This window comes from Peptococcus simiae, assembly GCF_046097595.1.
Lineage (GTDB): Bacteria > Bacillota > Peptococcia > Peptococcales > Peptococcaceae > Peptococcus > Peptococcus simiae.
Genome location: NZ_JBJUVG010000006.1, coordinates 1 through 12,903 on the forward strand (window position 1 = coordinate 1; position 12,903 = coordinate 12,903).

Annotated in this window: 9 protein-coding genes and 1 other annotated feature; of the genes, 3 read left to right on the forward strand and 6 right to left on the reverse strand. The window is 51.0% G+C overall.

All coding sequences use genetic code 11. The annotated features are described in order from the left end of the window. Positions 1–35: 35 nt before the first annotated feature. The 3 genes from ACKQTC_RS05135 to secA form a co-directional block, all read right to left on the reverse strand. Complete coding sequence (locus ACKQTC_RS05135; protein ID WP_408977359.1) at positions 36–542, reverse strand: hypothetical protein; 507 nt, start codon at positions 540–542, stop codon at positions 36–38. A gap of 589 nt (positions 543–1,131) precedes the next feature. Further along, a protein-coding gene (gene prfB / locus ACKQTC_RS05140) for a peptide chain release factor 2 (RefSeq protein ID WP_408977360.1) occupies positions 1,132–2,257 on the reverse strand; the annotation gives its coding sequence in 2 pieces (ribosomal slippage) (positions 1,132–2,187 and positions 2,189–2,257; 1,125 coding nt in all). Between the two features lie 48 nt (positions 2,258–2,305). After that, the gene (gene secA / locus ACKQTC_RS05145) at positions 2,306–4,840 is read right to left on the reverse strand and encodes a preprotein translocase subunit SecA (protein ID WP_408977361.1); all 2,535 of its coding nucleotides are present in this window, start codon (positions 4,838–4,840) and stop codon (positions 2,306–2,308) included. Between the two features lie 274 nt (positions 4,841–5,114). On the opposite strand from secA, the gene ACKQTC_RS05150 reads away from it, so the two are divergent. Beyond that, entirely contained in the window at positions 5,115–5,456 is a 342-nt protein-coding gene (locus tag ACKQTC_RS05150; protein ID WP_408977362.1) for an ArsR/SmtB family transcription factor, read from the forward strand. A gap of 110 nt (positions 5,457–5,566) precedes the next feature. Beyond that, complete coding sequence (hpf, locus tag ACKQTC_RS05155) at positions 5,567–6,139, forward strand: ribosome hibernation-promoting factor, HPF/YfiA family (protein WP_408977363.1); 573 nt, start codon at positions 5,567–5,569, stop codon at positions 6,137–6,139. Between the two features lie 139 nt (positions 6,140–6,278). Here the strand turns inward: hpf and coaD are convergent, their stop codons facing one another. Genes coaD through ACKQTC_RS05170 form a run of 3 tightly spaced genes read right to left on the reverse strand, consistent with a single transcriptional unit; the run spans position 6,279 to position 10,791 of the window. Beyond that, positions 6,279–6,809, reverse strand: a complete 531-nt coding sequence (gene coaD / locus ACKQTC_RS05160; protein WP_408977364.1) for a pantetheine-phosphate adenylyltransferase — start codon at positions 6,807–6,809, stop codon at positions 6,279–6,281. A gap of 8 nt (positions 6,810–6,817) precedes the next feature. Further along, positions 6,818–7,300, reverse strand: coding sequence for a phosphatidylglycerophosphatase A family protein (locus ACKQTC_RS05165; protein ID WP_408977365.1), 483 nt, complete (start codon positions 7,298–7,300; stop codon positions 6,818–6,820). Further along, complete coding sequence (locus tag ACKQTC_RS05170; protein WP_408977366.1) at positions 7,300–10,791, reverse strand: DNA polymerase III subunit alpha; 3,492 nt, start codon at positions 10,789–10,791, stop codon at positions 7,300–7,302. The genes ACKQTC_RS05165 and ACKQTC_RS05170 overlap by 1 nt, the downstream gene beginning before the upstream one ends. A 237-nt stretch (positions 10,792–11,028) precedes the next feature. Continuing rightward, positions 11,029–11,272 (forward strand) — a binding site (T-box leader). Positions 11,273–11,363: 91 nt separating this feature from the next. Here ACKQTC_RS05170 and ACKQTC_RS05175 point away from each other — a divergent pair. Continuing rightward, positions 11,364–12,893 (forward strand): 2-isopropylmalate synthase, encoded by a 1,530-nt coding sequence (locus ACKQTC_RS05175; protein ID WP_408977367.1) that lies wholly within the window; start codon positions 11,364–11,366, stop codon positions 12,891–12,893. Positions 12,894–12,903 lie beyond the last annotated feature (10 nt).

The following is a 12,903-nucleotide window of genomic DNA, read 5'->3' on the forward strand; positions in this document are numbered from 1 at the left end:
AAAGGCCCCATCTCCTTTTTTATAGTGACAGCTACTTATTCTGTCTTTGATGATTTTTTCTTTGGCAATACTTTATCAGCGCCTCGTTTAGCCGCTTCTATGACACGTTCTTTATCTGTCTGTTTTTTCAACTCTGCCGCTTCAAATATTCTTTGGCTTTCCCTGATGACTTCTTCTGGTACATAGCGGACATCTATAGTTTCACCAATAAGGGCCTGGGCGCCTTGTTTTTTATTAGAGGAAATCACCTCATCCATGCGACAATTTCTATACTTAGCTTTCGCCTCTTGTACCGTCAAGGGGATTTTACAGATGCCTAGCCCACATTGCTTCAACCGTTTTTCTGCATCATCTATGGTAATAGGAAATCCCTTTTTATATAAATCCGGGACTTTAACTTCAGTTTCTCTCTTTAAATCCGAAACTTTTTCCAACCTTGAATTAATAATAGCCGCAGCAGTTATCGTACTCTGAACAATTTTTTTAGCCGTATTGGGGTCAATTTTTTGTACGATATTTTTTACTTTTAGGGAGTCAATCATAATATACCTCTACAATATACATGTGGTCTGCTAAAAGTCACGATAAAGATATTCGAACACAAATCTTGAAAGCTGATGAAGTACTCAAAAGGCGGTCTAGGATAAAGACCACGTTAGGCGATCTAATTTTCTTATAGGACTTACTTAGAATGGCGATTGCTAAAATCTTATCGTCACTAAAGTTTCACCTAACTGTTCTTTCTTAAGAACTTAATCAATAACCAAACCAACCATAAGCCACCCGTAGCAATAGTCAATAGCACATCAAGTAACAATCTCACTTTATATACAACTCCTTTGGATAAAAGTAGCCATTTCGAATTCTTTTTACTATATCAAATTTAAACTTATCAGATTAATTTTCCTCTCACTTTTTAAGTGAATCCTTCAGCTCCATTTTATCCCTGTTTTCTCAACTCTACATTTCATAATTTAAAATTACAGCACGAAAGCAGGCGAGAAGCCTACATTGATGTTATTAATAATAACATAAGTCAACTGTATTAGCAATACGCTCAAACGTCCAATCCTTCAATCCTCGCCAACCAAGTAAAATCCCCCTTCACGCATCCAGTGAAGGGGGATTGCTTTATTCAGCTTGTTGGCGGTTGGCCCGTTTGGCGGCTTCATTTTTCAGCCAGGCGTTGATGAAGTCATCAATGTCGCCATCCATGACAGCCTGGACGTTACCCTTTTCGGTATTGGTCCGGTGGTCTTTCACCATGGTGTAGGGGTGGAAAACGTAGGACCGGATCTGAGACCCCCAGCCAATTTCCTGTTGGTCGCCGTGTAATTTGGCGATTTCTGCTTCCTGGGCCTTGATTTTTTCTTCAACCAGGCGGCTGGTCAGCATTTTCATGGCTGTGGCCCGGTTTTGAATTTGAGACCGTTCGCTCTGACATTGGACGACAATGCCTGTCGGCAGGTGGGTAATCCGGACGGCACTTTCTGTCTTGTTGACGTGCTGGCCACCGGCCCCGGTGGACCGGTAGGTGTCTACAGACAGGTCTTTGGGATCAATGTCAATATCGGTGTCTGTTTCAACTTCCGGCATGACTTCAACGGCAGAAAAAGAGGTATGCCGCCGGCCGGATGAGTCAAAGGGGGAAATCCGAACCATCCGGTGGACGCCCTTTTCTGCCTTGAGGTAGCCGTAGGCGTTTTCGCCAGTCACGAGGATGGTGGCACTCTTGAGCCCGGCTTCATCGCCATCCAGGTAGTCGAGGATGGTCACCTTAAAGCCGTGCCGCTCGGCCCAACGGACGTACATCCGGTAGAGCATTTCAGCCCAGTCCTGGCTTTCGGTGCCGCCGGCCCCCGGGTGGATGGTCACAATGGCATTGTTGGCATCGTAGTCGCCGTTTAGGATGGTTTCCAGCTCAAACTGGTCTAAGCCGGCATCCACCTTTTTTAAGGCGGCTTCAATTTCTTTTTCAAGGCCGGGGTCGGCCTCTTCCTTGTAGAGTTCAAAGGCCACTTCTACATCATCCAGGGCTTCAGCCAGGCCTTCATACCGGCGGAGCTTGCCTTCCATGCTCTTTTTCTTTTGCATGACGCCCTGGGCCGCCTCAGAGTCCTGCCAAAAGTCCGGTTCTAAGGTTTGGGCCTCCAGTTTTGCAAGTTGGTCTTTTAAGTGAGGCAGGTCAAAGAGATTCACTCAAATCTCTGAGACGTGTCTGAGACAGTTGAAATAGCTTGTGTACTTCGTAGTCCATAAGTCACATCCCTTTGTATAATTTAAATCTGATGCCTGGGCGCTTGGCTTAGGCATTCCGCCCGTGGCAGTGTTTGTATTTCTTGCCGCTGCCGCAGGGGCAGGGGTCATTCCGACCGATTTTCTGGTCTTTGACGATGGGCTGTTTTTTAGCCGGTTCTTCGTCCCCGTGGCGGGCATTTAAGATGTCGGTCCGTTCTTCAGGGGTTGTTTCCTGGACGGTTTCTTCCGGTCTGGAAACAGACACATGGTACATGAGACGGACGGTTTCGTATTGAATGTTATAGATCATGTCGTTAAACATGTCAAAGGCTTCATTTTTATATTCATTGATGGGCTTGTGCTGACCATAGGCCCGTAAGCCAATCCCGGCCCGCATTTGGTCCATGGCGTCCAGGTGGTCCATCCAGCTGGAGTCGACCGTTTGCAGGAGGACATTGCGTTCAATCTGGTGGAAGAGGTCTTCGCCGATTTCGGCTTCTTTCTCTTCATAGCGGGCAATGACCCGGTCTTTTAAGAGGTCTTCGACTTCCTGCCGGTCCATTTCAACAAAGCGGTCTTTATCGACCACATCGGTTAGACCAAAGACTTCGTTGATCCGGTCAGCAAACTTATCCAGGTTCCAGCTTTCGGGGTACTCTTCCCCTTGGGCGGCTTCAGCCACCAGGCTTTCGGCAATCCGTTCAATCATGGCCCGGATGGATTCTTTCATGTTTTCGCCTTCCAGAACCTGCCGGCGCTGGGCGTAGATGATTTCACGCTGCTTGTTCATGACATCATCATATTCCAGGATATTTTTACGGACTTCAAAGTTCCGACTTTCGACCCGTTTTTGAGACCCTTCAATAACCCGGGACACCATCCGGTTTTCAATGGGGATGGTATCATCCATGCCGACCTTATCCATGAGACCGGGCAGGCTTTCTGCTCCGAACCGGCGGACCAGGTCATCTTCCAGGGAAATATAAAATTGGGTTACCCCGGGGTCCCCTTGACGGCCGGCACGACCACGGAGCTGGTTGTCAATCCGGCGGGCTTCATGCCGTTCAGTGCCGATAATATAGAGCCCGTCCAGTTCATCAACGCCTTCACCGAGGACAATGTCGGTCCCACGGCCGGCCATGTTGGTGGCGATGGTAACGGTCTTCTTTTGCCCGGCCTGGGCAACGATATCTGCTTCTTGTTCGTGGAACTTGGCGTTTAAGACCTGGTGAGGAACGCCGCGCCGTTTCAAAATATCCGAGAGTTTTTCAGATTTTTCAATGGAAACGGTCCCGACCAAGACCGGCTCACCCTTTTTATAAAGGGCTTCAACCTTATCCGCTACGGCTTCAAACTTGCCGTCCTCAGTCCGGTATATAATATCCGGCTTGTCTTCCCGAATCATGGGCTTATTGGTCGGGATAATGACAACGTCCATCCCGTAAATAGACCGGAATTCGTCTTCTTCGGTCTTAGCTGTCCCGGTCATGCCGGCCAGCTTTTTATACATCCGGAAGTAGTTCTGGAAGGTGATGGTGGCCAGGGTTTGGCTTTCTTTTTCAATCTGCACCCCTTCTTTGGCTTCAATGGCCTGGTGCAGACCTTCACTATAGCGGCGGCCATACATGAGCCGGCCGGTGAATTCATCAACGATGATGACTTCGCCATCATTGACTACATAGTCCCGGTCCCGTTTCATGAGGACTTGAGCCTTCAGGGCCTGGTTCACGTGGTGGGCAACTTCCATATTGCTCTCTGCGGTCAAGGGCTCGTCAAGGCCCAGGATTTTTTCCACGTGCTCAGCCCCTTCTTCCGTCAGGGCCACGGTTTTCAGTTTTTCATCAAAGGTGTAGTCTTCTTCTTTTAATCGCCGGACCACTTGAGCCATGGGGGTGTAGAGGTCCTTGGCCTTGGCCACCGGGCCGCTGATAATAAGAGGGGTCCGGGCTTCGTCGACTAAGATGGAGTCTACTTCGTCGACGATGGCATAGTTTAAGGGGCGCTGAACCATATTTTCCACGTGCATGACCATATTGTCACGCAGGTAGTCAAAGCCGAATTCATTATTGGTCCCATAGGTGATGTCACAAGCGTAAGCGTCCCGGCGTTCTTCATAGGAAAGGCCATGAACGATGAGCCCGACACTGAGGCCTAAAAATTCGTACAGGGGTCTCAGCTGTTCGGCGTCACGGCTGGCCAGATAATCGTTGACCGTAATAACATGAACGCCCTTGCCTTCCAGGGCATTCAGGTAAGCCGGCAGGGTCGCTACCAGGGTTTTACCTTCCCCGGTCTTCATTTCGGCAATCCGGCCCTGGTGTAAAACCATCCCACCCATGAGCTGGACGTCAAAGTGCCGCATGCCTAAGATCCGAGCTGAGGCTTCCCGTACCACAGCAAAGGCTTCCGGTAAAATATCATCTAAGGATTCCCCGGCCTTGAGCCGGTCTTTAAATTCCGGTGTCTTAGCCGCCAGGTCCTCATCACTTAAGGCCTTGTAGGTATCTTCATATTGTCCCACTTCCGCAGCTCTGCGGGTTAATTTTTTAACATCCCGTTTATTATCATCGACGAGTCGACGGATTAAGGTATCTATTCCCATTCCTTCACTACTTTCTTAATGAATAGCTGAATTGTACTGAAACAACTGGTTCATTATACTATGAAATCCTAACCTTCACAAGATGACCCCTGTAAATGGCGTTTTTCCTTAATATTTCATAGGTAAAAGTCCACTTAATTTAAAAATAAACAAATAGTTCGAATAATTCGCAATTCATTCTTTTATTGTATTCTGAAAAATGGTATAATATCCCTATTCATAAAACAGTCTGCTATAACCTGCCAAGGTTTATCTTGAATAGGAGGAGATTAATATGCGCCAACCACAAGCTGTTAGACATCCTCTCCCGGCCACTGAGGGCGACCTGCCCTTCCGGCAAATGGCGGATGTATTAAGATTACTGGGCAATGCCAACCGTCTAATGATATTGAACATCCTGGCCCAGTCTCCTCAATCGGTTACAACCATCCACCAATTGATTAACGAACACACCAATTTGTCCCAATCCTCCCTCTCCCAGCACCTTGCCCTGCTCCGAGCCTATAAGTTTGTGGACTTTGAAAAGCAGGGGCAGCGGGCCACTTACTTTATTTGTAACGACCGTGTTAGTGACTTATTCCATGCCCTCGAATCTTTTAACCAGGCCGACAATTAATTAAAGTTTTCTAATTATTTAATGTTTGCCGGGGACCTTTTGGCGGGTATAGGATATGAAAAGGATCTGTCAACTTTGACTGAGATCCACCCAAGAAAGGATGAGGATGTATGCGACTCACAATTAAAGGCCGGAACGTTGAAGTAACCGACGCCCTACGCAGCTACGTAGAAAAGCGCTTCAGTAAGTTGGAAAAATACTTTTCCAATGAATTAGAGGGGCACGTCACCTTGCTCGTAGAAAAAGGCGATCAACGGGCGGAAGCCACCATTCCCATCAATCGCTTTATTTTGCGCGCTGAGGAGTCCAGCGCAGATATGTATGCGTCTATTGATCAAGTGGTTGATAAAATCGAGCGCCAGGTCCGCAAGTATAAAACGCGGATCAACCGTAAGGCCAAACAAACGGAGATTAACATTGGCGAGTTAATGCGCCAAGAAGAAGCAGACCTGAAGGCAGCACAAGCTGACCAGGCTGAAGCGGACCAGGAGGATATCGCCGATAAAATCTCCAAGGTCAAACAATTCCATGTCCGGATGATGGACCCGGAAGAAGCCATCATGCAGATGGAACTCCTCGACCACGACTTCTTCATCTTCTTAAATGCTGAAAGCGACGCCATCGATGTGGTCTACCGCCGCAAAGGCGGCACCTATGGCCTCTTGCAACCGCTCATGAAATAGTTTTAACCAAATTAAGCAGCCGAAAGGCTGCTTTTTTCTTGCCCAGACGCCTATACAAAATAATGCCCTGAGCCTAAAAAGCTGGCCATCTGCTCATCCAACTTTTTAGGCTCAGGGCACAGGGCCGAAAGGCCTTTGACTAAAAACAGGTCTTCTCTATTCCATCGGGACAAAGCCGGCCCCTACCATCGGAAAAACCGTATTTTTCCCGCAGGGCTTCTGCCACCCCGCAGGGCACAAAGGCGGAAACATCCCCATCCAGTTCAGCAATATTACGAATCATACTGGAACTGACAAATGAAAATTCCGGCGCTGCCGTCAGGTACACCGTATCAATACTGGGACAAAGGTACTTGTTAAAAGAGGCCATCTGCATTTCGTATTCAAAGTCCGTAATGACCCGCAGGCCCCGCAAAATACCGACTGCCCCCTTCTCTTTGGCAAAGTCCACCAAAAGACCGTCAAAGGCTTCGACCGTAACATTGGGGATACAGCGGACGGCATCCTCCAGGAGGATCAGCCGCTCTTCGGTGGTGAAGAGGGTATTTTTATAGTTCTGCCGGGCCACGGCTACATAGACATGTTCAAATAGGCGGGCCCCCCGCTCTAAAACAGATAAATGGCCATTGGTTACCGGGTCAAAGGTGCCGGAGTAAACTGCAATCTTCATAAGTCACCTCATTTACTGTTATGTGCGATGCGGGCGGCTGCCGCGGCGGCCACTGCACCAATCAAGTCATCAGAAAAGGTATGCACATGGGTAGGATGGCCATCTAAACGGCCGATGATGCCCGGTTTTTGCTTGTCCAAATAGCCAAAGTTGGTAACCCCGATGGTGCCGTAAATATTGGCAATGGACATGGCCAGGGCCTCATCAATGCCAAAGAGGCCCTCATCGTTTTTAACGGCCTCCTGAAGCCCTTCCGGCATGAGCCCCTGCTCACAACACTCATCTAAGAAGAGGCCGGTCAAGATGGCAAACTGGACATCCTGCTTGTTTAAAACCGCTTCTACCGCTACAGTACAATCGGCCAGGGTCAGGTGGGGAAAATATTTGTTTTGTAAATCATAGACGAGGGCAGCGATATCCTCACAATCAATCCCCCGCGCCTGCAATTTGGCGACAGCTGCCTGCCGCAGGTTAAGACGTTCTTCGGCCATTAGGCACCTCCCCGGTGTTCGGTAAATGTGACATCATCATATGGTAGGTATAGGCGTAGTTCCTTCAGGACCGATTCTGAAGCGTCTACGTTATAGGCCGGATCCAAGCGCACCAGCTTCTTGTCACCGGGATAGTAAAAGTAAACCGGGCGCTGGCCCGGATGGCCCTTAAGCACTGCCAATAAGTCCCCTTCCTGGTTCCGGCTGTGGACCTTGACAAAAAGGGCCAGGGGCTTATTATCTGCCTCTCCTGTCGTCTGGGGCGCAGGCGAAGACGTCGGGGCCTCTTTTTTGGCCGCCGGGCCCAGCTCGCTTAGGGGGCGGATATCATTCACGAAGCACTTCTTCTCATCTTCTTCCGCCTGGTACTTGCCGCTGACCAGGACAATTTCACCGTCTTCCAGGTACCGCCTTACGGCCCCGAGTGACCGGGGAAAGACCAGGAGGTTCAGGCTGCCGGTCTCATCTTCCAGCTCAGCATAGGCCATCAGGTCACCTTTTTTGGTGGTTTGAAAGCGGACCCCGCTTAAAATCCCGCCCAGGGTAATGTACTGGCCGTCCATTTGGTCATTTAAGTCGCTGACCGTCCCGGACCGATGGGCCCGGAGGGTTTGCCGGTAGTCGTCCAGAGGGTGGCCGCTGACATAAATGCCTAGAAGTTCCTTTTCCATCCGGAGCTGGTCGGCCTTGTCATAGTCCGGAATATCCGGTAGGGGAATGGCCGCCAATTGCGCCGCCGGGTCAATATCCGCCACATCAAAGAGGGAAACCTGGTTGGAATGGGTGGCCTTTTGCAGGGCCTGGGCCTCAAGGACACAGTCATTTAAAATCGCCAGCAGGGCCCGCTTATTGGGCGTAATTTCCTGGAAGGCGCCGCCACGAATCAGGCTCTCTAAGACCCGCTTATTGACCCCCTGGGACAGGTCCACCCGTTGGCAGAAGTCCTGGAGGGACTGGAAGGGCCCGCCGGTTTCCCTGGCCTCTGTAATGGCCTCGACCGGGCCGTCACCGACGCCTCGGATGGCCTTTAAGCCAAAGCGGATCCCTTCGGCGGTCACCGTAAAGCCCTTACCGCTTTCATTGATATCCGGCGGCAGGACCGGGATGCCCAGGTCCACGCATTCTTTAATGTAGAAGGTCACCTTGTCGGCATTATCGACAAAGGAGTTTAAGAGCTCCGCCATGAATTCAGCCGGATAATGGCACTTGAGCCAGGCCGTTTGGAAGGCCAGGACCCCATAGGCGGCGCTATGGCTCTTATTAAAGCCGTAGCCGGCAAAGTATTCGATCAGGGAAAAGATATGGGCCGCTTGCTCACGGCTGACCCCATTTTTAAGGGCCCCCTCTATAAATTGGGTCCGGAAGCCTTCGATAATTTCCGGTTTTTTCTTCCCCATGGCCCGACGCAGCATATCTGCCTCGCCCAGGGAGAAGCCCGACAGGCGGCTGGCGATCTGCATGACCTGCTCCTGGTAGAGGATAACCCCATATGTGGGCTGCAATATATCCTCCAGAAGCATATGGGGGTATTCAATTTCCTTTTCGCCATGCTTCCGGGCGATAAAGTCATCGACCATGCCGCTGCCCAAGGGGCCGGGCCGATAAAGGGCCACCAGGGCGATGATATCTTCCAGGGAGTTGGGCTTTAAATCCTTGAGCACCACCCGGAGGCCACTGCCTTCAAGCTGGAAGACCCCCAGGGAATCCCCCCTGGAGAGCATGTCATAGGTGGGTGGGTCATTTTCGTCGATGGTCTGAAAGTCAATGGTCCGGCCGTGTCTTTCTTCAATGAGCTCGATGGTTTTATTGACCACGGTCAGGGTCCGTAGGCCGAGGAAGTCCATCTTCAAGAGGCCGATCTCCTCGACCTCGTCCTTGGAAAATTGGGTAATCACCGACCCATCATCCCCGCCGGTCTGGAGGGGCAGATAGTGGGTCATAGGCTCCCGGCTGATCACCACCCCGGCAGCGTGAGTCCCGGCATGGCGGGGCAGGCCCTCCAGCCGCTGGGCCATCCGGATCATCTTATCAATCTGGTCATCGTCAGCCATGGCCTGGCGGAGGTCCGGGGCGGCACTGAGGGCCTTGTCGATGGTCATCCCCAGCTCTAAGGGGATGAGCTTACAAACCCGGTTAACGGTTGAGAGGGGGACATTCATCACCCGGCCGACATCCCGGACGGCCCCCCGGGCGGCCATGGTCCCAAAGGTAATAATCTGCGATACATGGTCGGCCCCGTATTTCTGAGTCACATAGTCAATGACCTCTCCCCGCCGCTCATAGCAAAAATCGATATCAATATCGGGCATATTGACCCGTTCCGGGTTCAGGAACCGCTCGAAGAGGAGGTTATACTTGATGGGGTCTACCGCTGTAATGCCCAGGGCATAGGCCACCAGGCTCCCGGCTGCTGACCCCCGGCCCGGCCCTACATAAATACCGTTCCGCTTGGCATAGTCCACAAAGTCCCATACGATGAGGAAGTAGGCCTCATAGCCCATCCGGCCAATGACGGAAAGCTCCTTATCCAGCCGCTCTAAGAGGGGGGTATCGACGGTCTCATAGTGGTCAGCCAGGCCATCCAGGCACAACTTTTTGAGGTAGTCGGGAATGGTATAGCCCTCCGGTACATCAAAGTAGGGCATGTGGTTGCAGCCAAAGGTAAAGTCAAACTGGCACCGGTCTGCAATGGCAACGGTCCGGTCCAGGGCGGCTTCCTGGTTGGGAAAGGCCGCCAACATGTCGTCGTAACTTTTTAAATAAAATTCATTATTATCAAACCGCATCCGGTCCGGCTCATCCAGGGTCTTGCCGGTTTGGATACAGAGCATGACATCCTGGACTTCCGCATCTTCCCGCTTCATGTAGTGGTTATCATTGGTGCATACCAGGTCAAGGTCCAACTCCTTGCCCAGGCGGATCAAGGCATCGTTAACGACCTGCTGTTCGGGCAGGCCATGGTTTTGCAGCTCCAGATAAAAGTTATCCCGGCCGAAGGTTTCCTTGTACCAAAGGGCCGCTTCCCGGGCCGCTGCTTCATTCCCGTCCATAATCATCTGGGGGAGTTCGCCGCCCAAGCAGGCCGATAGGCAAATGAGCCCCTCATGGTGCTTGGCCAAGAGGTCGCGATCAATCCTGGGCTTGTAATAAAAGCCTTCCAGGTAGGACTGGGTCACCAGCTGGCAGAGGTTGTGGTAGCCCTTTTCATTTTCAACGAGCAGGATTAAGTGATAGGGCTTTTCATCCCGGCCGCTTTCTTTTTGAAAGCGGGACCGCCGGGCCACATAGACCTCGCAGCCAATAATGGGCTTTATCCCATGGGCCTGGCAGCTTTTATAAAATTGAACGGCGCCGTACATCACCCCATGATCGGTGATGGCCAGCGCCGGCATACCCAGCTCCGCTGCTCGCTTCACCTCATCTTCTACGCGCCCGGCGCCATCCAGCAGGCTAAAAGCGGTATGATTGTGTAAATGAACAAAGGGCTTCATATGCGTCCTTTCTTTGACAGGCCTTCATCAGTACTTCACTACAAAATCACAAGTTATCATTACCTGTGATTATATCAAAGGGCTAGGCCCAATTCAATCATCGGTCTGGACGCCGGCCTTAAGTTAGTCCAAGCAGGTTGATCGGAGCCATCAATTCAGCTTGAACAGATTTATTTAACTTTTTCTAATAAAGCCCTTGACATGATACAGAGAAACCATTAAGATATGTATTATATAACAAAAGCGTTGATGAGGACTTATCTCTAGGAAAGCCTTTACAGAGAGTCGTTGGCCGGTGAAAAACGACAAGGCGGATAGGGAGACTCCCCTCTGAGCAGCCAACTGAACAGCCCAGCTAAGTAGGAAGGACGGCCTCTCTACCGTTATCTTGAGAACACATTCGCTACGGCCGATGTGATAAAGGGGAAGATGATTATCTTCAAATAGAGTGGTACCGCGAGCCCAAGACCTCGTCTCTACATGTAGAGACGAGGTCTTTTTTACGCCTACCACCCACAACGCCTAGCAAAATTCCTATGACATAGAAAAGCAAAGAAAGTGAGGAACCCACCATGAAACAAATTCGTATTTTCGATACTACCTTGCGTGACGGTGAGCAATCCCCCGGCTGCAGCATGAACTTAAAGGAAAAGCTGCAATTGGCCGCCCAAATAGATGAATTAGGCGTTGACTGCATTGAAGCAGGCTTCGCTGCCTCCTCGCCGGAAGACTTCCGGTCTGTCACTGAAATTGCCAAGTCCGTAAAAAATGCCTACGTTGTCTCCTTGGCCCGGGCCTTAAAAAGCGACATTGACAAGGCCTATGAAGCGGTCCAACACGCTGCCAAGCCCATGATTCATACCTTCATTGCCACCAGCGATATCCACATGGAATACAAGCTGAAGATGACCCCTGACCAGGTTTTGGACAAGGTCACCGAAGCCGTCTCCTATGCCAAGTCCAAGTGCGACCAGGTTGAATTCTCTGCTGAAGATGCCAGCCGGACCCGGCCGGAATTCCTCTGGGAAGTATGCCAGCGAGCCGTTGACGCCGGCGCCAGTGTCGTCAACCTGCCGGATACCGTCGGCTATGCCACCCCGGCTGAAATGACCGTCATGATCAAGGGCGTAAAAGACCATGTCAAGGGCATTGACGATGTCATCATTTCCACCCACTGCCACAATGACCTGGGCCTGGCCCTGGCCAACTCCTTGGCCGCCATCGAAGCCGGCGCCCGCCAGGTGGAATGCACCGTTAACGGCATTGGTGAACGGGCCGGCAACTGTGCCCTTGAAGAAGTGGCCATGATCTTGAAGACCCGCCAGGACTATTACCAGGCCAGCTGCCGGATTGATACCAAGCAAATCTACCGGACCAGCCGGATGCTGTCCGCTATTATCGGGGTCCCTGTCGCACCGACCAAGCCCATTGTCGGGAAAAACGTCTTCGCCCATGAGTCCGGCATCCACCAGCATGGGGTCTTGTCCAACAAGTCTACCTATGAAATCATGTCCAGAAAAGACATCGGCTATCCGGAACAACGGATGGTCTTAGGGAAACACTCCGGCCGCCATGCCTTTAAGGCCGAAGTGGCAAATATGGGCTACCACTTAACGGAAGAAGAGCTGAACGACGCCTTCCACCGCTTCAAAGACTTGGCCGACAAGAAGAAGGACATCAGCGACCGGGATATTGAATCCGTTATCATGGGCCAACAGAGCAGCCAAATCACCCCCTACTACAGCTTAAAGGCCTTCAATGCCAATGTCGGGTCCCTGGTTTCTGCCATGGCCTGTGTCCAATTGAACCGTGACGAAGACAAATCCATCATTGAACAAGTGGCCAAGGGCGACGGCCCCATCGATGCCGCCTATTCCGCCATTAACAATATTATTGGGGTAGATGCCCAGTTGGAAAGCTATCAAATCAACTCTATTTCCGAAGGGGTCGATGCCCAGGGTGAGGCCTTGATTAAACTCTCCTGCGAAGGCAAGTACTACACCGGCCGCGCCACCAGCACCAATATTATTGACGCCAGCTTAATGGCCTATATCAATGGGGTCAACCAAATCATTAGTCGCAATAAAAGCGAACAAATCTAACTGCGAAAGG

Coding starts and splice junctions, on each gene's coding strand:
- secA (WP_408977361.1), bottom strand. CDS start 4,840: ATGGGAATAGATACCTTAATCCGTCGACTCGTCGATGATAATAAACGG.
- hpf (WP_408977363.1), top strand. CDS start 5,567: ATGCGACTCACAATTAAAGGCCGGAACGTTGAAGTAACCGACGCCCTA.
- ACKQTC_RS05150 (WP_408977362.1), top strand. CDS start 5,115: ATGCGCCAACCACAAGCTGTTAGACATCCTCTCCCGGCCACTGAGGGC.
- ACKQTC_RS05170 (WP_408977366.1), bottom strand. CDS start 10,791: ATGAAGCCCTTTGTTCATTTACACAATCATACCGCTTTTAGCCTGCTG.
- ACKQTC_RS05165 (WP_408977365.1), bottom strand. CDS start 7,300: ATGGCCGAAGAACGTCTTAACCTGCGGCAGGCAGCTGTCGCCAAATTG.
- coaD (WP_408977364.1), bottom strand. CDS start 6,809: ATGAAGATTGCAGTTTACTCCGGCACCTTTGACCCGGTAACCAATGGC.
- ACKQTC_RS05135 (WP_408977359.1), bottom strand. CDS start 542: ATGATTGACTCCCTAAAAGTAAAAAATATCGTACAAAAAATTGACCCC.
- ACKQTC_RS05175 (WP_408977367.1), top strand. CDS start 11,364: ATGAAACAAATTCGTATTTTCGATACTACCTTGCGTGACGGTGAGCAA.